Origin of the sequence: Streptomyces sp. NBC_01363 (genome assembly GCF_026340595.1) — a bacterium.
In the GTDB taxonomy this organism is placed as follows: domain Bacteria; phylum Actinomycetota; class Actinomycetes; order Streptomycetales; family Streptomycetaceae; genus Streptomyces.
In genome coordinates this window covers 1-25247 of record NZ_JAPEPF010000003.1, presented here as the reverse complement: position 1 = coordinate 25247, position 25247 = coordinate 1, and the positions used below count along the sequence as shown (strand labels likewise).

16 protein-coding genes and 2 pseudogenes are annotated in these 25247 nt (G+C 71.1%); 10 read left to right on the top strand and 8 right to left on the bottom strand.

Translation table 11 applies throughout. The features are described from left to right. Nucleotides 1-299 precede the first annotated feature (299 nt). A complete protein-coding gene (locus OG611_RS39700; RefSeq protein WP_266414277.1) occupies nt 300-524 on the bottom strand; it encodes a hypothetical protein in 225 nt (74 codons plus the stop codon). Nucleotides 525-767: 243 nt separating this feature from the next. Here OG611_RS39700 and OG611_RS39695 point away from each other — a divergent pair, with 243 nt between their 5' ends. After that, nucleotides 768-3200: a helix-turn-helix domain-containing protein gene (locus OG611_RS39695; protein WP_266414279.1), complete on the top strand. Its 2433-nt coding sequence runs from the start codon at nt 768-770 to the stop codon at nt 3198-3200. A gap of 408 nt (nt 3201-3608) precedes the next feature. On the opposite strand, the gene OG611_RS39690 is transcribed toward OG611_RS39695, so the two are convergent. The 4 genes and pseudogenes from OG611_RS39690 to OG611_RS39675 form a co-directional block, all read right to left on the bottom strand. Continuing rightward, nucleotides 3609-4694 carry an integrase core domain-containing protein gene (locus OG611_RS39690; RefSeq protein WP_266425385.1) on the bottom strand — a complete coding sequence of 362 codons (1086 nt, stop codon included), beginning with the start codon at nt 4692-4694 and terminating at the stop codon, nt 3609-3611. Nucleotides 4695-4757: 63 nt separating this feature from the next. Beyond that, a complete protein-coding gene (locus OG611_RS39685; RefSeq protein ID WP_266414281.1) occupies nt 4758-5306 on the bottom strand; it encodes a hypothetical protein in 549 nt (182 codons plus the stop codon). A 41-nt stretch (nt 5307-5347) separates the two neighbouring features. Next, nucleotides 5348-5686, bottom strand: a complete 339-nt coding sequence (locus OG611_RS39680) for a hypothetical protein (protein WP_266414283.1) — start codon at nt 5684-5686, stop codon at nt 5348-5350. Between the two features lie 139 nt (nt 5687-5825). Then, nucleotides 5826-6128 (bottom strand): annotated as a pseudogene (locus OG611_RS39675) (integrase core domain-containing protein); the annotation flags it as partial. A 42-nt stretch (nt 6129-6170) separates the two neighbouring features. On the opposite strand from OG611_RS39675, the gene OG611_RS39670 reads away from it, so the two are divergent. The 8 genes from OG611_RS39670 (at nt 6171) to OG611_RS39635 (ending at nt 22903) form a co-directional block, all read left to right on the top strand. After that, nucleotides 6171-6575 (top strand): helix-turn-helix domain-containing protein, encoded by a 405-nt coding sequence (locus tag OG611_RS39670; protein ID WP_266414285.1) that lies wholly within the window; start codon nt 6171-6173, stop codon nt 6573-6575. A 231-nt stretch (nt 6576-6806) separates the two neighbouring features. Next, a complete protein-coding gene (locus OG611_RS39665) occupies nt 6807-7376 on the top strand; it encodes a hypothetical protein (RefSeq protein ID WP_266414287.1) in 570 nt (189 codons plus the stop codon). A gap of 573 nt (nt 7377-7949) precedes the next feature. Beyond that, on the top strand, nt 7950-14876 hold the full coding sequence (locus tag OG611_RS39660; protein ID WP_266425388.1) for a type I polyketide synthase: 6927 nt from the start codon (nt 7950-7952) through the stop codon (nt 14874-14876). Nucleotides 14877-14920: 44 nt separating this feature from the next. Continuing rightward, nucleotides 14921-19393: a beta-ketoacyl synthase N-terminal-like domain-containing protein gene (locus OG611_RS39655; protein WP_266425391.1), complete on the top strand. Its 4473-nt coding sequence runs from the start codon at nt 14921-14923 to the stop codon at nt 19391-19393. Next, nucleotides 19390-19716: an acyl carrier protein gene (locus tag OG611_RS39650; RefSeq protein ID WP_124723786.1), complete on the top strand. Its 327-nt coding sequence runs from the start codon at nt 19390-19392 to the stop codon at nt 19714-19716. Before OG611_RS39655 ends, OG611_RS39650 begins: the two co-directional genes overlap by 4 nt. Nucleotides 19717-19719: 3 nt before the next feature. Next, a complete protein-coding gene (locus OG611_RS39645; RefSeq protein WP_266414290.1) occupies nt 19720-20547 on the top strand; it encodes an alpha/beta fold hydrolase in 828 nt (275 codons plus the stop codon). Further along, complete coding sequence (locus OG611_RS39640) at nt 20544-21839, top strand: glycosyltransferase (RefSeq protein WP_266414293.1); 1296 nt, start codon at nt 20544-20546, stop codon at nt 21837-21839. Before OG611_RS39645 ends, OG611_RS39640 begins: the two co-directional genes overlap by 4 nt. Beyond that, entirely contained in the window at nt 21836-22903 is a 1068-nt protein-coding gene (locus OG611_RS39635) for a class I SAM-dependent methyltransferase (RefSeq protein ID WP_266414295.1), read from the top strand. Before OG611_RS39640 ends, OG611_RS39635 begins: the two co-directional genes overlap by 4 nt. A gap of 92 nt (nt 22904-22995) precedes the next feature. Here OG611_RS39635 and OG611_RS39630 read toward each other — a convergent pair whose 3' ends face one another. Continuing rightward, nucleotides 22996-23163: a hypothetical protein gene (locus OG611_RS39630; protein WP_266414297.1), complete on the bottom strand. Its 168-nt coding sequence runs from the start codon at nt 23161-23163 to the stop codon at nt 22996-22998. A gap of 68 nt (nt 23164-23231) precedes the next feature. Here OG611_RS39630 and OG611_RS39625 point away from each other — a divergent pair. Continuing rightward, a pseudogene (locus OG611_RS39625) lies at nt 23232-23390 on the top strand (IS6 family transposase); the annotation flags it as partial. 190 nt (nt 23391-23580) lie between these two features. Here the strand turns inward: OG611_RS39625 and OG611_RS39620 are convergent. Together OG611_RS39620 and OG611_RS39615 are read right to left on the bottom strand one after the other, a co-directional pair. Then, nucleotides 23581-24597 carry a hypothetical protein gene (locus OG611_RS39620; protein ID WP_266414299.1) on the bottom strand — a complete coding sequence of 339 codons (1017 nt, stop codon included), beginning with the start codon at nt 24595-24597 and terminating at the stop codon, nt 23581-23583. Then, the coding region (locus tag OG611_RS39615; protein ID WP_266431508.1) for an ATP-binding protein at nt 24594-25247 on the bottom strand (654 nt) is incomplete at its 5' end. The genes OG611_RS39620 and OG611_RS39615, both read right to left, overlap by 4 nt.

The window sequence follows — 25247 nt, the reverse complement described above, 5'->3', positions numbered from 1 at the left end:
ACGCTCACAGCCAGTCACCAGCCGGGCTTGACAACTTCATTGGGAATCCTTTCTGATCGGTTTGTCGGTCTTGCCGGTTCATGTGGGTGTGGTACGAGGAACGAGAGCGCCCCCAGGCGGAAGCGAACGCTGCCTTCAGGCGCGGAATGTGGTCCACGAGGGCCTGAACTGAGCCGCCCTGGCTGCTGCTCGCCGACGCGGGCTCCCCAGCTGGGGCCACGCCCGTCAGGGCACCGACGCGGCCGGGGTGAAATGCTCCGTGCGGCCACGATCAGTCGGTTCTCTGTACGGGACAGCCCTTAGCGCTGGCATGACGCCGCGAGGATCAGCAGCAGGAAGAGGATTCCCAGAACCGGAAGACATCCGAGGCTGTCCGGATCCTTTCGGTTGACCTCCACGCTGCCACCCGGGGGAATTCCGGGGTGCTGCTTGGCGTAGTGCTCGATTTGCTGCTCCTCGCTCTGCGACTCGCTGAGCCAGCCCGTTTTGTAACCGCACTCACCACACCAGTGCCGGTACGCCATATCTGCTCCTCACACGCACCCATGCCGGACGGTTCGGTAAAGCACCCTCAATGCCGCCGGGTGCTCGGGCGGATCGGGCCTCGCCGCGGGCCCCGGCGTGCTGCGGTGCCGGCTGGTGAGCGAGCACCACTGATGCTGGCGTTGGTGCCTCCCCGGTGGACAGGTCACACCACCGGTCACATATGACCGGTGGTCACGGTAGGCTCCCCGCAGGCTGTACACGCAGGCAGAGAGGACGCCGAAGTGGGGGATCAGCTCGGGACGCTCTTACGTCGGCTGCGCAAGCAGTCGGGTCTGACCCAGGAACGGCTGGCGGAGCGGTCGGGGGTGAGTGTCAGCACCATCCGCAGGCTGGAGACCGGTAGCTCCAGGGACCACCGGCTGGGGACGCTGAGTCTGTTGGCGGATGCTCTGGAGATCGGCCCCGAGGAACGCAGGCAGTTGCTGGCCACGCCCGCGACAACGCAGAGCGACCCGTCTCACACACCACCGGAACCGGTCACCGTGCCCCCCGCGCGAGTCGCCGAGGCGCTTGATCCAACCGCGGCACAGCGCCAACCGCCTCCCACGCCGGATCGTGCGGCGCCGCCGATCCTCTCCGCCGCCGCCGACGAGCTGGCCATCGAGGTCAGGCGGCGTTGGCAGCGCGAGGAGGAGCATCGTCGGGTACACGATCCGTTTCCGCTGCCGGTGCGCTGGCAGGAGGCGCCCGCACTCCTGACGGACCACTCGGAGAACATTCAACGTCTCCCGCCCGGAGCGACGTCGTACGCAACGGATCTGACTGGTGACTTGGGGAGCGTGGCCGAGGTCTACCGGCGAATCTCTTCCGGACGACTGGTGGTTCTGGGCCGGGCCGGCTCGGGCAAGTCGATCCTCGCGATCAGATTCGTCCTGGACTTCCTGAAGACTCGGGCTCCTGCTGACCGGGTACCGGTGATCTTCACTCTCGGGTCCTGGGATCCTACGACCGTCGCGTTGCGGGACTGGCTGATCGATCGGCTGGTGCGCGACCATCCGCACCTGGCCCGCACAGCACCCGGCGGAGCGACGCTCGCCGCGGCACTGGTCGACGCCGACCTCGTACTGCCGGTTCTGGACGGGTTCGACGAGACCGCCGAAAGCCTGCGGAGCGCCACACTCCAAGCGCTCAACGACACTTCGCTTCCGCTTCTCCTGACCAGTCGGGCCGACGAGTTCGCCAAGGCGGTTAAGGCGGTACATGCGCCATTGGTCTGGGCCGCCGGCATTCAACTCACCGACCTCACCCGCGACAACCTCCTGGCCTACCTGCCCAGGACCGCCCGGCCGATCGCCGGCGGCGACAGCCACGGCCGGACCGGGGCGGTATGGGATTTCGTTCTGGCACAACTGAGAGCCCGGGAGGAGACCGAGGCGAGCGTGAACCTCGTCGGCGTCCTGAGCACTCCGTTGATGGTCGCCCTGGCGCGAACGATGTACAGCGAAACACCAGACCGGGACACGGCGGAACTCCTGGACACTGAACGGTTTCCTGCCGAGCGCTCACTTGAGGAACACCTGCTCGCGGGCTTCGTGCCTACGGTCTACAGGCGCGGGGTCCCCGAGCGAGCCGTTGGCCGTCGCCGGAAGCGGAACTGGGACCCGGAGCACGCCGAACGCTGGCTTGCCTACCTCGCCCACCACATGGTCCGGCTCAAGCGGCAGGACCTCGCCTGGTGGCGGATCAGCGAATCGCTGCGGCGTTCGACGCGCGTCATGATCGTCGTGGCGGTGTCCGGGCTGTGCGCTGCCGCGGCCGATGGGCTTTCGACTCTGCTCCTCCACCAGGTCACGTTCGGTCGGGCCCTCGTCCGGGCGGCCTTTACGGGATCGATCGCCGGCCTCACCGTCGGAACGGTGTACGCGATCATGATCGCGCTCGGCAACGAGATCATCGAACCGGCCCCGGTACGGCTACGGCTGCCCGGCACTGGCACCAGGCTGGGGCGCAGGACGGTCCGCACGTTCATCGCCCGCTTCGGAACCGCGCTGTTGGGTGGATTCGTGCTGGGCGTCGGGAACGGGTGGAGCCGTGCCGTCCAAGGCACGCTGTACCGCGACCTCCCGCTCCCGAACGGTGAGGTGATGGAGAGCATCCTCATCAACATGCTGGTCTTCGAGCTGATCTTCGGAGTGGGGGGTGGCCTGGTCTTCGGGCTCTTGGCGTTGTTCGAAGCGCCCCTGGACGCCGCCTCGGCGGCCACCCCCGTCAGCCTGCTGGCCTCAAATCGGGCGACAGTGAGCCGACAGGTCCTCTTCCTCGCACCGATGCTCACCCTGGTGGTCGTCTTCGGCGGGAGCCTGACCGTCCACCTGTTTCAAGGATTCCTCGAGCCATCTGCCTGGGGGGTGTCGGACGGGCTCCGCGCCGGAGCCGTCTATGGGTTCGCCGGATCACTCACGTACGCACTCCTGTTCACCGCCTGGGGACAGTGGGTGGTCTTCTCCCGTATCTGGCTGCCTCTGACCGGCAAACTGCCCTGGGACACCGATGTCTTCCTGGACGACGCCTATCGCAGGGGAGTGCTCCGACAGGTAGGCGCGGTCTATCAGTTTCGCCACATCCGGCTCCAACACCATCTCGGCCGATTGTTCCTCAGGCGGCGGGCTACGTACGCGCCGGCCAGATTTGGTCGCAAGACGCGGGTAAGTTAGAGATCGCGCGGATAGGTGCTCTGCGGCGACGAGCTTCCCGTGCCCAGGAAGCTCTGTAGAACGGGCATACGAGTGAAGAGATGAGATGTCAGGCAGGTGTCTGAGCCGGGTGTCTCCGCCCTGGTAGCGTTCACGGCATGTCTGCTGCTTCGTGTGCGGCCGCTTGCGCCGCAGTGACCAGGACGTCCTGCTAGCGGCGGGACGTTCGACTCACACACTCCTTCTGGACGTCCAGCCGCTTCGTGATCAGACCGGAGCGGCACGTTTGTGCTGCTCAGAACTTCTTCTGAGCGACGGAGCACCTGATGCTTCCAGGCATCCTTTCTTCCCGCGGGCACAGCCCGTCCCCGGCACGCGCATGGCTGATGCTGTGCGCGGTTGTGGGGCTCGAAAAGTCATCGGCGCAGGTCAAGCGGCGTACCGGTACTCGTTGATAGCACCGCCGAGGATGCGGGTGCGCAGGAGTCTTCGGCCGTCGAGGCCGTGGACGGTGGCGGGCTGCCCGGAGGCGTGAGGGGGCCGTTGATCTCGGGCCCGGTGAGGTCGATGCGTGTTGTAGTGCCGTTCGAAGTCGGCAAGGACTTGCCGGGCGTGGGCCTCATTCATGAGCAAGAGGTGGTCGAGCGCCTCGCGGCGGACGGTGCCGATCACCCGCTCGCAGTGCGCATTCATCCGAGGCGCCCGTGGCGCGCTGAGCAGCACCTCCATGTCCTCGGCTTCGAAGACGGCGTCGAAGGACTGGTCGTACTTGGCGTCGCGGTCGCGCAGCACGAAGCGCAGGGACTCCATGCGCGTGTCGAGTTGGTCGGCGAGATTGCGGGCCTGCTGCGTCGCCCAGGCCCGGGTGGGGCGGGCGGTGACGCCGGTGATGTGCAGTTGGCGGGTGCCGTGTTCCAGGAAAGCCATGGCGTACAGGCGCTTTCCGAGCATGGTGTCCACGTGGAAGAAGTCGGCCGCGATGATCCCTTGGGCTTGGGTGGTCAGGAACTCGCGCCAGCTGGGGCCGGACCGGCGTGGAGCCGGGTCGATGCCCGCGGCGTTCAGGATCCCCCAGACCGTGGACGGTGCGATCGGATGGCCCAGCCGGGCCAGTTCGCCCTGGATCCTTCGGTGCCCCCACCGGGGATTCTCGCCGGCCAGGCGCAGCACCAGCTTCCTGAGCGCGGCCACAGTCGGGGGTCGGCCGGTACGGCTGCGGCGGGCGGAGTAGTCCCACTTCTTGGCGATCAGCTTGCGGTGCCAGGCCAGCACGGTGCCGGGGGTGACGGGGAAGACGCCGGCCCAGCGGCGCCGCGGTATCAGCGAGGACAGCGCGGAGAACCAGAACCGGTCGGCCGACTCGTAGCGGACCGGGCCCTTGAGCTGACGGCGCAGGACAGTGTTCTCATGCCTCAGCACCAACAACTCGGCGTCCTTGGCAGTGTCCCGGCGCAGCAGGACAGCTGGTATGGACAGCATCGTGCGAGCAGCACGGTACAACAGCGACACGATCATCCGGACAGGGTCCCAGCCACCACCGACAACCATGGACACCGCTACTCACCTGCAGCGATGACTTTACGAGTCCCACAAGGTCGGAAGGTGTCCGTTCTGCATGAGGAAGTCCTTCACAGAGAGGGAGCTCTCAGCGCACTGGATTCCTACTCCGGTCAGTGTCAGGAGAGCCTTGAGTGAATGTGGTGCGTCGCCTTCGTGCAGGGTGGCCAAGCCTCGTTCCACCAGAAAGGCTGCCGCTACCCGCACCTCGTCAAGAGTCAAGGATTCGCCGTATACCTGCGACTGCGGCATCCCGAGGAAAGCTTCGAGCCCGATAGTGGGGCTGTAGGCAGCGCGGGAGGCTGCGGATACCAGTCCGTCGCGGGCATGTTGCTGGCGCCCTTCAGGGTCGCGCCGCAGGTGCAAGAGCCGCTGCGCCTCCAGCTCACCGGCGCGGGAGAGGCGGTAGAGGTTCCCCCTGCGGAACACGAAGTGCCGCTCCAACTGGCCCTTGCGGACCAGGTCGTTCAGATCAGCACGGAGCCTGAAGCGGGCACGGCGCCGCCATTCCTCGGGGAAATCTTCCGGGCCGGCCAGATCGCCCTGGCCCCTCGCACTACGCTCGTACATCCAGACCAGTAAATGAGCTTCCGCCCCGACTCCCGTCATAGTCAGATGCTACGGCCCCTCGCGCCCGCACGGACCGCTTCCGCGTAAGTCGGCGGCCCGCCCGTCCCGCCCCGTGAACGTGCCGCAAGCCCGCGAAACGGACCACCCATCCTGTACCGGCGTCCGGCGCCGGACTGCTGGTGCTGCTGCTCGTGCTCCTGGCGGTGCCGGTCGACCGGTCCGGCCGGGTCGGCGGCCGGGGCCGGGGTCTCCCCGTCCTCGATGGCGCGGCGGCGGGCGGCGGCCACGCGGGTGAAGGCGGCGAGCCGTTCCAGGTTCTCCGGTGTGGGCATCCACGTGGCTGGGTCGGTCGTCCGGACCTCCAGGTACTCCTCGGGCATCGCGGCCTGCTGGTGGGTGTAGATGGTCGTACGGGCCGGAGCGGATACGCGGCGCGCACATCATCTGGCGCCGCATCGGCACCCACGAAACAGGCCTGAGCAATGGCGCATGGGCCTTGACCCCGGATGTTGAACACGTCTATGCGGCTTGGGTCAGGGTAGTTGCTGCTGCTTGGACGGCGTTCTCGTAGGCAATCGGAGACCGCTGACCGAGGCGGGAATGTCGGCGCCGGGTGTTGTAGCGGGTCAGCCAGCGGAAGGCGTCGAGCCTGGCCTCACGCTCGCTCGACCAGGCTTTGCGGCCTTTGAGCGTCTCCCTCTTGAAGGCGGCGTTGAAGCTTTCCGCGGCAGCGTTGTCGGCGCTGGACCCGATCGCGCCCATGCTCTGCCGGACCCCAGCTGACCTGCAGAGTTCCGCGAAGGCCCTGCTCGAATATTGGGCGAGTTCAACCAGTCGTTGCAACACCCCAGCTCAGGGGATGCGATGGACTTCGAGATCCGGGGGAACCGGAAGCCGGGCGGAGGAAGGTTGGTGCGGGAACGCGCCGCATACTTCGAGCTCATGGAGCAGGGCTACAGCACGAGGGATGCGGCGCGAATCGTCGGGATCAACCTGCGCACCGGCAAGCGGTGGCGTAACGGCTGGCACTCGGCGGAAGTGAGCCGGCTCCTGGGATACGAGCCGGCACCGGACCCCGACAAGTCGGTCGGCCGCCCGGCGGACGGCCACCCCGAAAGCCTGGACGTCTTCGGGCTCGACGCCGTCACCGTGCGCGGCACCTACCGCTGTCCGGGCGGCCGGTGCGGGCGCCGCGCCGGTGCGGACGAGGACGGCCGCGAGCCGCGCTGCGTCATCGATGAAGCGCCAATGGTCTTCAGGTCGCTGTGAACAGCCTGCTCACGGAGGTCGGCCGGAAGCTCGCCGACCGCTGGCTCAGCGCGCTGGTGCTGCCCGACGCGTTGTTCGTGGCCGCCGCGATGTGCGGCTGGTGGCTCGGCCATCCGCACGCGCTGGACACTGGGCGTCTGGAGGACGCGGTACGCAGGCTCGGGCAGCAGCTGGCGGGTCGGCCTGCGGCTGTGCTGCTTGCGGTGGCCGGGGCGCTGCTCGGTGCGACGGGTGCCGGACTGGCCGTACAGGGGGCTGCCGCGCGCGTACGACGCGTGGGTCTCCCGCCGTCCCGCCCGGTGGGTGGCCCGGCGGCGGCGCAGGGCCCAGGGCGCGCAGGCCCGACGCGGGCACACCCTGCCGGCGCGATACCTGCCCGCGCGTGCCACTGCCATCGGCGACCGCTTCCGCCTCGTCGACCAGCGCGTCGACGCGCAATACGGCCTGGCCGTGGCCCTCGCCTGGCCACGGCTGTGGCTGCTGCTCCCCGACACTGCGACCGCCGCGATCCGTGACGCCACCACCCGCTACCGGGCGGCCACGGAAGTCACCGCGTGGGGGATGCTCTACCTGCTGCTGGGTGCCTTCTGGTGGCCGTCCGTGCTGGTCGGCCTGGTCGCGGTGGCCATCGGGCAGGTGCGGGGCCGCTCGTCGGGGGCCGTGCTCGCCGACCTCGTGGAGGCGGCGGTCGACATCCATCAGCGGCCACTGGCGGAGACCCTCGGCATCGAACTGCCGCACGGACGGATCACCCCCGACGAGGGGGCACGGATCAACGACATCCTCAACAAGCGCGGGTGAGGAATGGAGGCTGCCCTTGTGTCAGGTCAGGCGCCTCTTTCCGTACCCCTGGAAGAGCGCGCTTCCGGTCCGAGTGCGACACCAGGGGGTTCTTCGTCCCGGGCAGACGATTTCCGCAGGCATAGCCGCGCGAGTCCGCCATTCTGACTGCCGGCCGGTCGGTGGGGGCACCCATCGCTCGGTCCGAGGCGCCTCATCGGCAGCCCTCAAAATGACCGCCAGGCTCGTTCCCGGTCTGTTGTGCACCCCAATCAGCCAATCCCCAACTGACATCCGGGTAAAGGGAGTTGCAACAGCCCAGGTGAACGATGCCTCGTCGGAAAAGGATTCAGCCGTTTCCCTCCGGCCATGCCTTCCACTCGCGACCGACGGGGTCGAAAAAGACGGTTGCCGATCACTCACTCGCACCTTGACCGGTGAGTAACCACGCCACTACCTTTCAATCCGCTTCGAACACACGCTTCATATCGGCGTTCCGCGGTGGGCTTTTCCCTGCAGGAAGCCGGAGAGCCGCCGTGTCTGTTTCTGTACAGAACCCCCCACCGTGCAGTCTCACCCTTGATTCGGAGAATGATGAACTCCGCTGTGCGTTCCGAAGAAATGATCATCGGCATTACTCCGTACGGTGAGCCCGATGCCGGGCTCACCGTGGCCGTCGGCCGGGCCGGTGGTCTCGGTGTGCTCGACCTCGGGGCCGGCGACCGGAGATCCCGCGAGGCCCTCGCTCAACTGCAGCGCACGGCTTCGGGCAGGTTCGGCGTCCGGGTCGACGCGCACTGCCGGCTCACCCCGGCCGACCTGGCTCCGGACGGTCCGCACACCGTGGTTCTCGCGGTCGCAGCGGCGGCCGGGGAATCGGGCGCGGCCTGGACGATCGCCGCGCTCGCGGCGCGCTTCCGCGTCCTCGTCGAGGTCACCGACCTGGAGGGCGCACGGGATGCGTTACGCGCCGGGGCGCACGGCCTGATCGCTCGCGGCACCGAGTGCGGCGGCCGGATCGGCGAGTTGAGCACCTTCGTCCTGCTCCAGCGACTGCTCGCCGCGCCCGAGGTGACCCGGCCCGTGTGGGCGAGCGGCGGCATCGGCCCTCGAACGGCCGCCGCCGCGGTGGCCGGCGGAGCGGCCGGCGTCGTCCTCGACGGCCAACTCGCGCTGCTCGCCGAGTCGGCGTTGCCCGAACCGGTCGCCGCGGTGCTGCGCACCAGCGACGGCTCGGAAACCGTCGTCCGGGCCGGTCACCGTTTCCTGCTGCGGCGAGGCCCGGACGTCCCGCGCCTCGCGGAGGGTGCCGGACCGCAGGAGGTGGCGGCGCTTCTGGGCGGGCGGGATCTGCGTACCCAACTGCTCCCGGTGGGCCAGGACGGCTTCCTCGCCACCCTGTTCGCGGAGCGGTGGGGCGATGTGCGCCGAACGGTGCGCGCGCTGCGGGAAGCGGTGCTCGGTGCCGTCCGGGACGACACGGCAGCACGGGCGCTGCGGCCCGGATCGCCGATGAGCCTGGCGCTCGGCACCCGGCTCCCCGTCGCGCAGGGGCCGATGACAAGGGTGAGCGACGGACCCGCTTTCGCCGTGGCGGTGGCAGTCGACGGAGCACTGCCCTTCCTCGCCCTGGCGCTGGCGGACGGCACGCGGACGCGGACGATGCTGACCGAGACCCGGGACGCGGTGGCCGGCCGGCCCTGGGGCGTGGGAGTCCTCGGCTTCGCGCCGGAGGACGTGCGTACGGCCCAGCTGGAGGCCGTACGGGAGATGCGGCCGACCCACGCGATCATCGCCGGTGGGCGGCCGTCCCAGACGCAGGCCCTGGAGCAGGACGGCATCCGGACGTTTCTGCACGTGCCCTCACCGGGGTTGTTGCGGCAGTTCCTCCAGGCCGGGGCGCGCCGGTTCGTGTTCGAGGGCTCGGAGTGCGGCGGGCATGTGGGGCCGCGCGGCAGTTTCGCGCTCTGGGAGGCCCAACTGGCCGTCCTGGAGGATTTCCTGGAGAGTCACGAGGCCGCGGACCTCGAGGTGTTCTTCGCGGGCGGCGTGCACGACGAGCGGTCGGCGGCGATGGTCGCCGCTCTGGCCGCGCCGCTGACCGCGCGCGGCGCGGCCGTCGGTGTGCTGATGGGTACCGCGTATCTGTTCACCGAGGAGGCTGTTTCCCGCGGGGCGGTCCGGCCGCTCTTCCAGCAGCAGGTCCTGGAGGCCGAGCGCACCACGCTGCTGGAGTCGGCGCCGGGCCACGCGACGCGGTGCGTACCGAGCCCGTTCACCGCCGGCTACCGCGACCAGGAGGCCCGGCTGCGCGCCGAGGGCGTGCCGGACCGGCGGATCTGGGAGGAGCTGGAGAGGCTCAACGTCGGCCGGCTGCGCATCGCCAGCAAGGGCGTCGACCGATCCGCCGACGGCTGCCTCTCTCCGGTCGACGAGCGGCGCCAGCTCGCCGAGGGAATGTTCATGGCCGGCGAGGTGGCCGTGCTGCGCTCGGCGACCACGACCGTCGCGGCACTGCACGAGTCGGTGACCACGGGAGCCGCCGAGCATCTCGCCCTGCGGACGGCGCAGTCGGCCCCGGCGAACGAGGTGCGGGAGCCGGTCGCGCCCGCTCCGCTCGACGTCGCCGTGGTCGGCATGGCGTGCATGTTCCCGCAGGCGCCCGACCTGACCGCCTTCTGGGCGAATGTGGTCGCCGGAGTGGACGCGGTGAGCGAGGTCCCGCCCGAGCGCTGGGACCCGGCCGTCCACCATGGCGAGTCGACCCCCTCCAAGTGGGGCGGCTTCCTGCCCCGCATCCCCTTCGACCCGCTGCGCTACGGCATCCCGCCGACGTCTCTCGGCAGCACGGAACCGGTGCAGCTGCTGTCCCTGGAGGCCGCCCGGCGCGCTCTGGAGGACGCCGGATACGGCGACGGGGGGCGGAAGTTCGACCGCTCACGCACTTCCGTGGTGTTCGGCGCCGAGGCGGGCAGCGATCTGTCGAACGCGGCCACGCTCCGGGCGGTGCTGCCCTCGTACTACGGCCGCGTCCCCGCGGGTCTGGATGAGCAGCTCCCGGGACTCACCGAGGACTCCTTCCCCGGCATGCTCGCCAACGTCATCTCGGGCAGGATCGCCAACCGGCTCGATCTCGGCGGCGCCAACTACACCGTCGACGCCGCCTGCGCCTCGTCGCTGGCCGCGGTGGACGTCGCCTGCAAGGAGCTGGCCGGCGGCACCTCCGACGTGGTGTTGTGCGGTGGCGCCGACCTGCACAACGGAATCAACGACTATGTCCTGTTCTCCTCCGTGCACGCCCTGTCTCCCACCGGCCGCTCACGCGCCTTCGACGGCTCGGCTGACGGCATCGCGCTCGGCGAGGGCATCGCCTGCGTCGTCCTCAAGCGGCTCGCGGACGCCGAGCGGGACGGCGACCGGATCTACGGCGTCATCAAGGGCCTGGGCTCCTCCAGCGACGGCCGCTCACTCGGTCTGACCGCGCCCAGGCCCGAGGGCCAGCGCTCGGCTCTGGAGCGCGCCTATCGAAACGCCGGCGTCTCACCGGCAAAAGTCGGTCTCGTCGAGGCGCACGGCACCGGGACGGTCGTCGGCGACCGCACCGAACTGCGCATTCTCAGCGAGGTGTTCACCGAGGCCGGGGCGGAACCGGGCGGCTGCGCCCTCGGTTCGGTGAAGTCGCAGATCGGCCACACCAAGTGCGCCGCCGGTCTCGCCGGAATGATCAAAACGCTGCTGGCGCTGTACACCGGAGTCCGGCCGCCCACCTTGCACGTCGAGAATCCCAACCCGGCGTGGGAGGCGGACAGCAGCCCCTTCGCCTTCCACGCCGAGGCTCGGCCATGGGCGGCACCCGCGGAGGAACGGATCGCCGGAGTGAGCGCGTTCGGCTTCGGCGGGACCAACTTCCACGTGGTGCTGGCCGCCCACGCCGGTGGCGTACCGCCCGTGCGGGGACTGGACGCCTGGCCGGCCGAACTGTTCGTGTTCCGCGGCCGGGACGAGGCCGCGGCCCGCCGGGCGATGGAGGAACTCCTGGCAGCCGCTCAGTCCGAGGGCCGGTCGTGGCGGCTTCAGGACCTCGCGCTGAGCGCGGCCCGGCGGTCGGACACGAGCGGGGACCCGGCCCAGGTCGCCATCGTGGCGACGGACGTGGACGACCTGGCCGAGAAGGTGCGGCGGGCCCTGGCCGACCCCGTCGACCCCGCCGCGCACGCTCCGGCACGCGGCATCCACCGGGCCGGTGCCGGCGAATCGGACGGCGCCAAGGTGGCATTCCTCTTCCCCGGCCAGGGCAGCCAGCGCACCGGCATGCTCGCCGACCTGTTCGTCGCCTTCCCAGAGCTGCGCCCCTATCTGGAACTCGCCCGCGCCCACGCCGACACCCTGTATCCGCCCACCGCCTTCGACGACACCGAACGCGAGAGGCAACGGGCCGCGCTCACCGACACCCGGGTGGCACAGCCCGCCCTCGGTGTCACGGGACTCGCCGCGCACGCCGTGCTCACCGCGGCCGGCGTGCAGCCGGACATGGCCGCCGGGCACAGCTACGGCGAGCTGGTGGCACTGTGCGCGGCCGGCGCATTGACCCCCGAGACGCTGCTGGAACTGAGCGCGGAGCGAGCGGCGGCGATCCTTCGGGCTGCGCAGTCCGCCCAAGGCGACGCGGGCGACCCCGGGACCATGGCCGCGGTCTCGGCCGGCGCCGAGGACGTGGCGCAGGCACTCAAGGCGGCGTCCGTGCCGGACAGTGTGGTCGTCGCCAATCGCAACTCGCCCGGCCAGACGGTGATCTCGGGACCGACGGACGCCGTCGACGAGGCCGTCCGGCTGCTGCGCGAGGCCGGCCACGGTGCCAAGCGCATCCCCGTCGCCTGCGCGTTCCACAGCCCGCTGGTCGCCGCCGCCACCGACCGGTTCGCCGAGGCGCTCGCGGCCCGGCCGGTGCACGCGCCCGAATTCCCCGTGTGGTCCAATCGCACGGCCATCCCGTACGCCGCCGACGGTGACGCGGTACGGGCCGAGCTCGCCGCCCAGATCGGTGCCCCGGTCGCCTTCGTCGAGCAGATCGAGGCGATGTACGAGGCCGGAGCCCGCATCTTCGTCGAAGCCGGCCCCGGCTCGGTCCTGACCCGGCTGGTCGGGCAGATCCTCGGCGACCGCCCGCACCGCACGGTGGCCTGCGAACCCCGGCCGGGCAGCGGCCTGCGCGGCTGGCTCGACGCCCTGGCCGAGCTCGCCGTCGCGGGGCTGCCGGTGCGCGCCGGGTGGCTGCTGCGAGGCCGGAACGCGGTGGACGCGGCACGTACCCCGGCGCCGAAGCTTCCCGGATGGACGGTCGACGGACAACTGGTCCGCACCGCCGACGGCGCCCTCCTCACCGGTGCGCTCGCACCGGCCCGACGAGTCACGGAGACCCTGGAGACGACTGTGACGACGAATTCCCCGCACAGCGCACCGTCCGACCAGGACACGCTCATCTCCGAATTCCTGCGCACCAGCCGGGAGATGATCGCCGCCCAACGGGACGTTCTGCTCACCTACCTCGGATCCGCCCCGGGCGCGCGGCCCGTCCCGTCCCCGGCGGCCCCGCAGGTGATCCAGGCCGTGCCGCAACTTCCCCCGGCGCAGCCGTCGATGAAGGACCCGGAACGGGGCACGCCGGCCACCGCCGTGGAGCCGGCAGCCGCGCAGCCCGCCGGTCCGGCCGATGTCCAGCGGGTCGTTCTGGAAATCATCAGCGAGCGCACCGGCTACCCCGTCGACATGATCGAGCCCGACCTCGACCTGGAGGCGGACCTCAGCATCGACTCCATCAAGCGGGCGGAGATCGCGGGCGAACTGGCCCGGCGCCTGGGTGCCGGTGCCGGCACCGACCTCGCCGCGCTGAACGACGCCGCGCTGGAGGAGCTGGCGAAGGCGCGGACGGCCGCCGCGGTGACCGACTGGCTGACCGCGCGGATGGGCGGACCGGCCGAGCGGCCCGCCGCCCCGGCGGAGGCGGAGCCCGCTCCGGTGGTGGTGGAGCCCGGACCGGACGCCGTCACCGCCGAACCCCCCGGACGGCACCTCCTGCGCCCGGTCCTCCTCGACGAGCGGGCCGACGCCGGCACCGACCCGTCGTCCGTTCTCACGGGCACCCGCTGGATCCTGCTCGGCGACGCCCCCGAGGTCGCCGCCCGCCTGGCGTCCCACGGAGCCGAGGTCTCCGCACGGGCCCGGGACCACGTCCTGACGGAGACCGACGGACCGGTGGACGGCGTGCTGTGGTCAGGGGCCCTCGCGGGCACCGATGAAATGCCCTTGCTGCCCGCCTCGTTCCCTGTACTGAAGGCCGCCCTGGCACGCGCCCCGCGATGGCTGCTGGCCGTCCGGCCCGCCGACGGTGAGGTGCCCGACCCCCGGACCGCGGGGCTGCGAGGTCTGTTCCGGACCGTGGCGCGCGAGTATCCGCAGATGGTGGCCCGGATCATCGAGGTTTCCGATTCCTCGCCGTCCGCGCTCGCGGACGCCGTGGTCGCCGAGGCCGTCGCGTTGGACCGGACACCGGTCGTGCTGCGGACGGCGGCAGGCCGGCACGGGTTCGAACTGGTGGCGGCGCCGCTCGGCGTGCTCGGCAGCACGGGCGCCGGACCGGCCGGGGCGGGCACCCCGGAAGCCACCGCGCTTGGCCTGGACCAGGACTCCGTGGTGCTGCTGGCAGGAGGGGCACGAGGCATCACCGCACAGTTCGCCGCCGTGCTCGCTGGCGCCGCACGCTGCCGTCTGGAACTCCTCGGCCGCACCCCCGCCCCGGACGGTCCGGAGGCCGCGGACACCGCGTCCGCGCGTACCCCGGCCGAGCTGCGCGCCGCGCTCGCGGCCCGCGGCGGACTGAAGCCGGCCGAGATCAATCGCGCCGCCGAGCTGCTGCTCGCCCAGCGGGAGATCACGGCCACCCTGACCGAGATCACCGCCTCGGGCGGCCGGGCCCGCTACCGGTCGGTCGACTTCCGCGAGCCGGACGCGGTACTGCAGGCGGTGAAGGAGATCCATGCCGAGCACGGCCGGCTCGACGGCGTGGTGCACGCGGCCGGTGTGATCGAGGACCGGCTCATCGCAGAGAAGAGCACGGAGTCCTTCCGGCGTGTCTACGCCACGAAGGCGACGGGCGCCGACGCCCTGCTCACCGCATTGGAGGAACTGCCCGCACCGCCCGCGTTCACCGTGCTGTTCGGCTCGATATCGGCCGTCCTGGGCAATCGCGGCCAGGTGGACTACGCGGCCGCCAACGACGCGCTGGAGACCCTCGGCGCGGCGTTCGCCGCCCGCACCGGCCGGCGGGCGGTGACCGTGCACTGGGGCCCCTGGGCACCCTCGGCCGGTCACAGCGGCATGATCGGGGCCGAGCTGGCCCGGGAGTACGCCCGGCGCGGCATCCGGCTGATCGACCCGGAGGAGGGGACCGCGGCGCTGCTGCGGGAGCTCGCCTGGGGCGAGGAGTCCGCCACCGCCGTCGTCTACACCGCCTCGGGCTGGTGACGGTCGTGGTGGCGCCGCCCCGGCACGGTCCGGGCACGCAGGCCGTGGCCGCACGACAGGTGCCGGTGGCCATCGTCGGGATGGCGGTGCTGCTGCCCGGCGCCGCGGACCTGGACGCCTACTGGCGCAACCTGCGCGACGGCGTGGACGCGATCGGCGCGGTACCGGACGGGCGTTGGGACGCCGAGTACTACCACCCGGGCACCGCCTCCGACCCGGCCGTCGCGAACCAGGTCTACGCCCGCCGCGGCGGGTTCGTGGACGGACTCGCGCAGGTGGAGGTCACCCGGTTCGGGATCATGCCGAACTCGGTGGCCGGTACCGAGCCCGACCAGCTCATCGCCCTGCACGTGGCTTCGGCCGCCCTCGACGACGCGGGCGGCACGGACCGCCTCCCCGACCGAGGGCGGGTCGGCGTCGTTCTGGGCAGGGGCGGCTATCTCACGCCCGGCCTGGTCCGGCTCGACCAGCGGGTCCGTACGGCCGGCCAACTGGTCCGCACACTGGCGGAGCTGCTCCCGGACCTGACGGGTGACCAACTCGCGGGAGTGCGCCAGGCATTCACCGAGCGTCTCGGTCCGGACAGCCCCGAGTCCGCGATCGGCCTGGTGCCCAACCTCGCCGCCTCCCGGGTCGCCAACCGGCTCGATCTGCGCGGGCCCGCGTACACGGTGGACGCCGCCTGCGCCTCCTCACTGGTCGCCGTGGACCAGGCCGTGGGCGAACTCGCCTCCGGGCGGTGCGACGTGATGCTCGCCGGCGGCGTCCACCACTGCCACGACATCACGCTGTGGAGCGTCTTCTCCCAGCTGCGCGCACTCTCTCCCAGCCAGCGCATCCGGCCCTTCCACCGGGACGCCGACGGCATCCTGATCGGTGAGGGGACGGGCGTTGTCGTCCTCAAGCGGCTGGCCGACGCCGAGCGCGCCGGAGACCGGATCTACGCGGTGGTCCGGGGCACCGGAGTGGCCAGCGACGGACGAGCGGCCGGACTCATGAACCCCGAGCCCGGTGGACAGGCGCACGCAGTGCGGCAGGCATGGCGGGCGGCCGGACTCGACCCCGCCGAGCCGGGCTCGGTCGGCCTGCTGGAGGCGCACGGCACCGCGACACCGGCAGGTGACAGTGCCGAACTCGCCACGCTCGCCGATGTGTTCGGACCCGGAGACGGTGACGCGGTGCTGGGATCGGTCAAGTCGATGATCGGGCATGCCATGCCGGCCGCCGGGGTCGCCGGTCTGGTCAAGGCCGCACTCGCCGTCCACCACCGGACACTCCTTCCGACACTCCATTGCGACGACCCGCACCCCGCCCTGGCCCGCACCCGGTTCCGCACCCTGGAGAAGGCCGCCGACTGGGAGACCACCGCGCGCAGCCCCGTGCGCCGGGCCGCCGTCAACGCGTTCGGCTTCGGCGGGATCAACGCGCATGTGGTGCTGGAGGAGGCCCCGGACGGGCACGGGTCCCGCGCGAGCGCACCGGCCCGCCCGGTCGTCGAGGTCGACGAGCCCGAGCATGTCCTGCTCCTCGCCGCCGAATCCCCGGCGCACCTCGCCGCCCTGCTGGACGCCGACGACGACACCGTACGGGCGGCCGGTCTCGCCCCCGGCCACCCGCACCCCGAGGCGGGCCCCGCCCGCCTCGGCATCGTCGGACCGACCGCCAAACGGCTCGCCCTGGCACGCCGCGCGGTCGCCCGGCAGCGGGGCTGGCACGGACGCGGTGACGTCTGGTTCCGGCCGGGCCCCCTCCTGGGTGCCGGCCACGGCCGACTGGCATTCCTGTTCCCGGGCCTGGAGGGCGATTTCACCCCGCAGGTCGACGACGTGGCCGCCCATTTCGGTCTGCGTGCCCCCGCAGTCGACGGAGACCGGACCGACGACGTGGGCCGGCACGGTTTCGGCGTGGTCGCCGTCGGCCGCCTCCTCGACGCGGCGCTGCGCCGCAGCGGGATCGTGCCGGACGCGGTCGCCGGACACAGCGTCGGCGAGTGGACGGCCATGGCCGCGGCCGGGCTGTATTCCGGGGACGAGGTCGACGCGTTCATGGCCGCCTTCGACCCCGACTCGGTGACTGTCCCCGGTCTCGCCTTCGGCGCGATCGGCACCAGCGCCGAGCACGTTCTGGCCGCCCTGCGCGACGAGGGCGGGAGCCGGGCGGGCCTGGTCCTCTCCCACGACAACGCGCCCGGTCAGTCGATGGTGTGCGGTCCGCAGGCGGCGGTGGAGGACTTCGTACGGGCGCGTCGCGCCCAGGGCGTTCTCAGCCAGGTCCTGCCGTTCCAATCGGGCTTCCACACGCCGATGCTGCGCCCCCATGTCGGACCGATGGAGGAGGCCGCCCGCCGCTTCCGGCTGCATCCGCCGCACACCCCGCTCTGGTCGGGCACGACCGCCGCACCGTTCCCCGAGGACGAGACGGGGATCCGGGCTCTCTTCGTCCGGCATCTGCTGGAACCCGTACGGTTCCGCCAGCTGACAGAGGCCCTGAACGCGGCCGGTCACCGGGTGTTCGTCCAGGTCGGCCCCGGTCAGCTCGGCTCCCTGGTGAGCGACACCCTGGGCGGTCGCGACCACCTGGTGGTCGCCGCCAACTCGCCCCACCGCACCGGCCTCGCCCAGTTGCGCCGGGTGGCCACCGCGCTGTGGACGGCGGGTTCGGCGGTGGCGCCCTCCCTGCAACCCGCCGAGACGGCGACCACATCTCAACGGCCGCCGGTACGACTGGACTTGAGCGGCGCTCTGGTGTCCCTCTCGCCCCAACGGCTCCCCGGGCTGCGGGCCGGGCTGCGGGCGCCCGCGCGGGCGCCGGTCCCGGCCGGCCCGTCGCCGCTGGACTCCCTCGCCGAGAGCTCCCCGGTGGCCGCCGAACTGAGCGCCCTGCTGAGCGAGACCGCGGACACGGCCGCCGCCCTCATGTCCGCGAGGACGGGGACGCCTGCGCCGGCTCCGTCCGCCGGGCCGCGGCACACCACCGTCCACGTCTCGCCCGACACCATGCCCTACCTTCTGGACCACTGCTTCTTCCCCCAACGGCCCGGCTGGCCCGAAGTCGCCGACCGGTGGCCGGTCGTCCCGGCCACGACGATCGTGCAGCACATCGTGGACGCCGCGCAGGAGACGTTCCCCGGCGGGCTGCCGGTCGCCGTGCACGGCGCGCGGTTCGACGAGTGGCTCACCGCCACCCCGGCAGTCGACGTGCCCGTGACCGTGACGCCGAAGGATCCGGGGCTTCTCGCCGTCTCCTTCGGCCCGCGGGCCCGCGCCACCGTGGAGCTCGTCGGCGCGTACCCCACTCCGCCCCCCGCCCCATGGGTCACCGATCCCGGAGCCGAGCACGCCCCCGACCACACGGCTGCCCAGCTCTACGCCGAGCGCTGGATGTTCCACGGCCCGGCGTTCCAGGGCGTCAGCGAACTCACGGCGATCGGCGACCGCCATGTGCGCGGACGTCTCACCACCCCTTCCGCGCCCGGCGCGCTGCTGGACAACGTCGGCCAGCTACTCGGCTACTGGATCATGGCGACCCGTTCCGAGCGCACCGTCGTGTTCCCGGTCGGGATGCGGGAGATGCGGTTCTACGGGCCGCATCCGGCGCCGGGCACAGAGGTGGAATGCCTGGTGCGCGTCACCTCGCTCACCGATGCCCTTCTGGAGGCCGACGTACAGCTGAGGGCCGGGGGCACCGTGTGGGCGGAGCTGTACGGCTGGCAGGACCGCCGCTTCGACAACGACCCGCAGACCCGGCCCGTCGAGCGCTTCCCGGATCGCAACACCCTGTCCGAGCCGCGCCCCGGCGGCTGGCGGCTGCTGCACGAGAGGTGGCCGGACCTGGCGTCCCGGGAGCTGATCATGCGCAACTCCCTGGGCGGTGCGGAGCGCGCGGAGTACGCCCGCCACGCGCCACGAGGGCGCCGACAGTGGCTGCTGGGGCGCATCGCAGTGAAGGACGCGGTGCGGCAGTGGCTGTGGGACCACGGCGAGGGCCCCGTCTTCCCGGCGGAACTGCGGGTGCACAACGACGAGACGGGCCGTCCGTACGTCTCCGGCGTGCACGGACGGCCCCTGCCCCCGCTGGACGTCTCGCTGGCCCACTGCGCGGAGGCAGCTGTCGCGATCGTCCGACCGCACCGGACCGGCCCCGGCATCGACATCGAGGAGGTCACCGACCGCACCCCGCAGGCCCTCGCCGCCGCCCTCGGCGGGGACGAGCTGCGGCTGCTGCACCGCCTGTCGGCCGACACCGGCGAGAGCGAGGCCGTGTGGTTCACCCGTTTCTGGGCCGCCAAGGAGTCCGTCGCCAAGGCGGAGGGCACCGGATTCGGCGGCCGGCCGCGGGACTTCACCGTGTTCGACGCGACCCCGGCGGGCGACCGGCTGGCCGTCGCGGGCCGCCTGCAACGCACCTACACCGTGCACTGCGTACCGGCCACCAACCCGCCCCGGCTGCCGGAGCGCGCGTACGCAGTCGCATGGACGACGGGAAACCCGACCGCTAAGGAGTACGACGCCCGATGAATGCGCCCACCCCCCACACCCCTGTCACCGCCGACGAGGAGTCCGTACTTGCCGACCTCACCGGCATGCTGGCGCGGCTCCTGGAGGACGAGTACGGCCTCGACGACATCGAGATCGGCATGAGGACCACCTTCAACCGTGATCTGGAGCTGGAGAGCATCGACCTCGTCACTCTGGCCGGGCTGCTCCAGGAGCGGTACGGAGACCGGGTCAACTTCGCGGAGTTCCTGGCCGGTATGGAGTTCGACGAGATCATCGAACTGACCGTCGGACGGCTGGTCGAGTACGTCGTCACCAGTCTCAAGGCGGGGGAGGCGAGCTGAGCCATGGCAATGGTCGACACCGGCTCCGTCCGGTTGCACGTACAGCGGATCGGTCCTCGCGGTGGCCAGCCGGCCACCGCCACCGTAGTGCTGGTGCACGGTCTGCTGACGGACAGCCTGGCCAGCTACTACTTCACCGTCGCACCCGCGTTCGCGGCCGCCGGTCTCGACGTCGTCATGTACGACCTGCGCGGCCACGGGCGCAGTGGACGCCCTGCTGAGGGCTACACGGTCGAGCACAACATCGACGACCTGGAGGCGCTGCTCGACCGGCTGGCGGTGACCGGTCCGGTGCATCTGGTCGGAAACTCCTTCGGCGGCACGATCGCGTTCGGCTTCGCGGCCCGGCGCCCAGAGCGGGTGGCGAGCGTCAGTCTCATCGAGTCCGAACCGGCCACCGCCGCCTGGGCAGAGAAGCTGGGGGGCATCCTGGACCGCGTCGTGACCCAGCTCGCCCACAACGAGCCCGACGCGATCGCCTGGATCAGCACCCACCGCGGGCACAACACGGCGCGGCTGGCCAAGGGCGCGGCCAGACTGGCCCGTGACACCACCCTCGGCCGGGACATCCCGGCCAGCGGCGTCCTGACGGCCGGCCGGATCGCGGCAGTGCGCTGCCCGGTGCTCGGCCTGTACGGCGGCGACTCCGATCTCGCCGAACTCGCGCCCTGGCTGGCATCGACGCTTCCGGACTGCCGGACCGTGGTGATCCCGGGGCACGAGCACTCGGTCCTGGTGGAGGCCTCCGGCACGGTCGGCTGGCACATCCTGGCACTCGTCGAGGAGGCCGGCCGCACCACCGGGCGGGTGGTGGCGGAGGTGGCCGGGTGAGCCGCTTCCTCTTCGTCGTCCCGCCCCTGGTCGGGCACATCAACCCGACCGTCGGTGTCGCCGCCGAACTCGTCGCGTCAGGACATGCGGTGGCGTGGGTGTGTCCCGATCCGGCGCTGGTCGGCCGGCTCGCGGGCCCCGGGGCCGGGCCCGTCATGGCGTGCGCCGGGGCGCCCCGGGGCGAGCGGCCGACCGAGCTGCGCGGCCCGGAGGCGCTGAAGTTCCTGTGGGAGCGGTACCTGCTGCCGCTGGCCGAGTCGATGGCTCCGGGGGTCCGGGCCGCCGTCAAGGCGTTCCGGCCGGATGTCGTCGTTGCCGACCAGCAGGCCTTCGCGGGCGCTCTGATCGCGGAGCGGCTGGGCCTGCCGTGGGCGACCTCGGCGACCACGTCGGCCGAGTTCACCGACCCCCTCGCCGGGCTTCCCAAGGTCGGCCAGTGGCTGCAGCAGCGGCTGGGCGCGCTCAGGGAGGCCGTCGGGGACCCGGCGGGCACGGCCGACCCCCGCTTCTCACCACATCTCGTCCTCGCCTTCAACACACCGGAGTTGGCGGGTTCCGCGCACGACGGAGTGTGCTGGGTCGGTCCGTCGATCACGGCGCGTCCGTCCGCCGCCGGCTTCCCGTGGGAATGGCTCGATGCCGGCCGCACCACCGTCCTGGTCACCTTGGGCACGGCGAACGCCGATGTCGGCGGCCGCTTCCTCGACGTGTGCCGGAGCGCGCTGCGGGAGCGGGCCGACCGGGTGCAGGCGGTGATCGCCGACCCCGGTGGCGTGCTCTCGCCGCGGGACGGCGACAAGGATGTGCTGATCGTGCCGTCCGTGCCGCAACTCTCCCTCCTGGAAAGGGGCGTTGGCGCAGTCGTCTGCCACGCCGGCCACAACAGCGTGTGCGAGGCCCTGTGGCACGGGGTGCCCCTCGTGGTAGCTCCCATCCGCGATGACCAGCCGGTGGTGGCCGGACAGGTCGTGGACGCCGGGGCGGGGGTGCGGGTGCGGTTCGGGCGGGTCACCGTCCAGAAGCTGGCCTCGGCGGTCGACTCCGTCCTGGACGATCCCGAATACCGCGACGGGGCCCACCGGATCCGTACGGCGTTCCGTTCCGCGGGTGGGGCCCGTGCCGCCGCGCTCCACCTCGGTGATCTCGCTGTGCGACAGGTGGTCAGTGCCGCCGCCCGGGACGGCTCCGCCATGTCCACCCGGGCGGCCCCGACTTCGAGAGACACACTCGCGCACCGCGAATCAGCCGATGCAGCCCCACGACGTACGGGAACAGCCAGGGAGTTCAGATGAGCGAGGACACCGAGTCAACTGACCGGATCGCCCGGCTGCGGCCCGCGTATCAGGCGGACATCGCCGCCGGCTGGGAGCGCTTCTTCGAGCCGCGCCGCACCGACTGCCCATGGTGCGGTTCGCAGGAGCTGACCACCCGGCTGCGCACCACCGACCTGCTCCAGCACAAGCCGGGCCGTTTCGTTCTCGACCGCTGCGAAGGCTGCGGTCACACATTCCAGAACCCCCGGCTCAACGAACAGGGACTGGATTTCTACTACCGCGACTTCTACGACGGGCTCGGCGAGAAACAACTCGGTGACACCTTCGGGGGCCGTACCAAGATGTACCGGGGACGGGCGGAGTCGATGCTGCCGTACGACTCCGCGCCGAAGAGATGGCTGGACGTCGGGACCGGGCACGGCCACTTCTGCGCGGCTGCGCGGGCGGTGCTGCCCCACACCGTGTTCGACGGACTCGACTTCACCGACGGCGTCGAACTGGCCGAGCGCGAGGGCCGGGTGGACCGTGGCCACCGGGGCAGTTTCCCCGACCTCGCACCCGAACTGGCCAGCCACTACGACGTGGTGAGCATGTTCCACTACCTGGAGCACAGCACCGATCCCGATCGCGGACTGCGCGCCGCATGGGAGACGGTACGGCCCGGCGGTCATCTCCTCATCGAGGTGCCGGACCCCGAGAGCCGCTACGGGAGGCTGCTGGGCCGTTGGTGGCTGCCCTGGCTCCAGCCGCAGCACCTGCACTTCGTTCCGGTGGCCAATCTGCGGGCGCGGCTCACGGAAATGGGCTTCACAGTGGTCGCCGAGCAGCACGCGGAGCCGCACGACCCGGTCGACCTGCTGGCCGCCGTATGGCTGGCGCTGAACCACGCGGCACCGCGCGACGATGCGCCGTGGCTGCCCGAGCCACCGAGCCGGCTGCGCCGCACGCTGCGCGGGGCGCTGCTGGTCGCCGGCATTCCGGTGCTGGTGGTGGGCACCCTGCTCGACCGGTTCGCGGTGCGGCCGCTGTCGTACCGGCTTCGGGTGTCGAACGCGTACCGGATCGTGGCCCGGCGCGACTGACGGGCGGGGCGAGGCGCCGTCTCGGCGCCGGCTGCCCGGCGCGGATCCCCGCGACATCGGCTCGGGCAGCCGGCCCGCATCACGGCCTGGTATCACACGGCCTGCGGGTCGACGGCCATGTTCTGGCCCGCCACGATGCGCCAGCCGTCCACCTGCTCGGCGATCACGTAGAGCGTCGCCCCCCACGGACCGTCGACAGGATTGCCCGCGCTGTCGGTGGGCGTCTGCGCCACGTTCACCGCGATCAGAGCAATGCTCATGACGGCACTGTCACGTTGGCTGACGGGTGGGATGATCTTCGGGTTGATCATGGTGGAGGGGGTTGTCCGTGGGCAGTACGCCGCCGTCGTACAAGGGGCACCGGTACCCGGTCGAGGTGATCTCCCACTGCGTGTGGCTGTACTTCCGCTTCCCGTTGTCATTCCGTGAGGTGGAGGAGCTGATGCTGCAGCGCGGCATCATCGTCTCCTACGAGACGGTCCGCCGCTGGTTGGTGATCGGTGTCGTTTTGTCGGTGGGTGTTCGTCATTGTTTTGTCAGTGGGTTGGTGGGGTGTCTGGGCTGTTGGTGTGGGGTGCTGGGTTCTGACAGTGGATGCCGATGAGTGACTGTCGTTTTTGCGGGGTGTGGTGGTCGGTTCGCTGCTGATCGCTATGAGGGTGGGGTGTTCATGCTGGTCAGCGGGGTGGTGTGGCCGGGGTTGGCCATGCGGGGTCGCCGGTCAGGATGTTGATGGCGGGGGTGATTCCTGACGCTGTGAGAATGTCGGTGAGTTGGTTGTGGTGGTGGAAGTTGGTGTGCTGGAACAGGTGCCTGCTGGGGTGGTGGTGACCGTTGAGGTAGTGCCAGGCCCGCGCGGCGATCAGCAGGGGCTGCGCCCATGTGAGGACGGAGTGCCAGTGGCGTGTGCTGGTGGGCCGGTACGGCCGGCGGGGGAGGGCGAGGGCGGTGGCGTCGGGTGCGAGGTCTGCGAGCCGGACGGCGGCGAGTTGTTCGGCCTCGTCTGTGTGGCTGAGGAGTTGGGCGGCGAGGAGTCCTGCGTGGAGCGGGTGCCCGATCTGCTGTACCTGCTCGATGAGTTCGTGTCCGCTGCCACGGGTGTGGGTGTCGGGGCCGTCTGTGTGCGGCCTCGTGCCCGGGTGTGCAGGGCCTTTCTCCCGGAGCCTGTCCCGGGCCGCGTCGAAGCCGTCGGTCTTCTGGTAGCCGGTGCTGAGCCTGGCTGCGTGTTCGGTGAGACGGGTGTCCGGTTTACGGTGCCAGATGAGGGTGAGGTGGATCCCGGTACGGGCTCGGAGTGTGTCGAGTTGTTCCCACCGCGCCGGGGTGAGGGTGTGGGCGCGCAGGACGATGAGGTGTCCGGTCCGGTACGCGTTGATCCAGGAAGCGGCTGCCGTCCAGGCAGGGCCCACCATGTCTGCCCACGAGGCGCGGTGCCGGGGCGCGTCCATACCGCGGGGCGGGAGCCGTTTGCCGAGCGCGCACAGGATGTCCTGGGCCAGAGCGGGCGGGGCGGACGAGCCGGGGGAGGGGTGGAGGGTGACGCGTCCGTTCTCGGGGGAGTGCGCGTCCAGGGCGGCTGCCGTCCATGCCGGGTGGTCGTCGGCGTCGATGACGATACGGACCGCTCTGGCTGCTGTGTGCCTTCGGCCTCGTGAGGCTGCGCTGCGCGTCGCCGGGATGTTGCTGCGGCTCACATGCCGCCGATCTTGCTGTAGACCCAGTGGATGAGTTCTTCGGTGACGTGTTCGGTGCCGGTCTTGTCCATGCCGGAGACCAGGTGGGCGGTGATGTTGGCCCAGTTACGGAAGCTGCCGTGGGCGGCTTCCTGGTCGACCATGTCGATCAGCGAGGGCTCGCAGGTGGCCCATATGGGGTGGAAGGCGGGGATGACCTTGCGGATCTGGTTCTTGGGCAGGCGGGTGAACTCCTGCCAGATGTAGATCCGCGAGGCGAGCATAGGCTCGCGCCGCAGTACGCGGTAGCAGTTGTCGCCGCCGGCGAAGATGACTGCGATGTCGGTGTGCTTGTCGTCCCACAGGTGGCGCCAGAACTCGAATCCGGTCCGGCTCATCCACTGTGCCTCGTCGCAGACCAGGACCCGGAACTGTTCGGCGAGAGCCTCTTTGAGGAGGGCATCGAACTCGCTGGGCCGCCTCGGTGGTTCACCGGGCAGCCGCAGCGCCTTGAACAGGCCGTGCCGGATGTCGCGCGGGGTGGGTCCGGCCCGTAGCTCGAGCCGGTAGGTCGCCCGCGGTGCCAGCTCGCGCAGGGCGGAGTTCACGGCCATGGTCTTGCCATAGCCGGCCGGCCCGTACGCGCACATCATGGCTTTGGCCTTGATGAC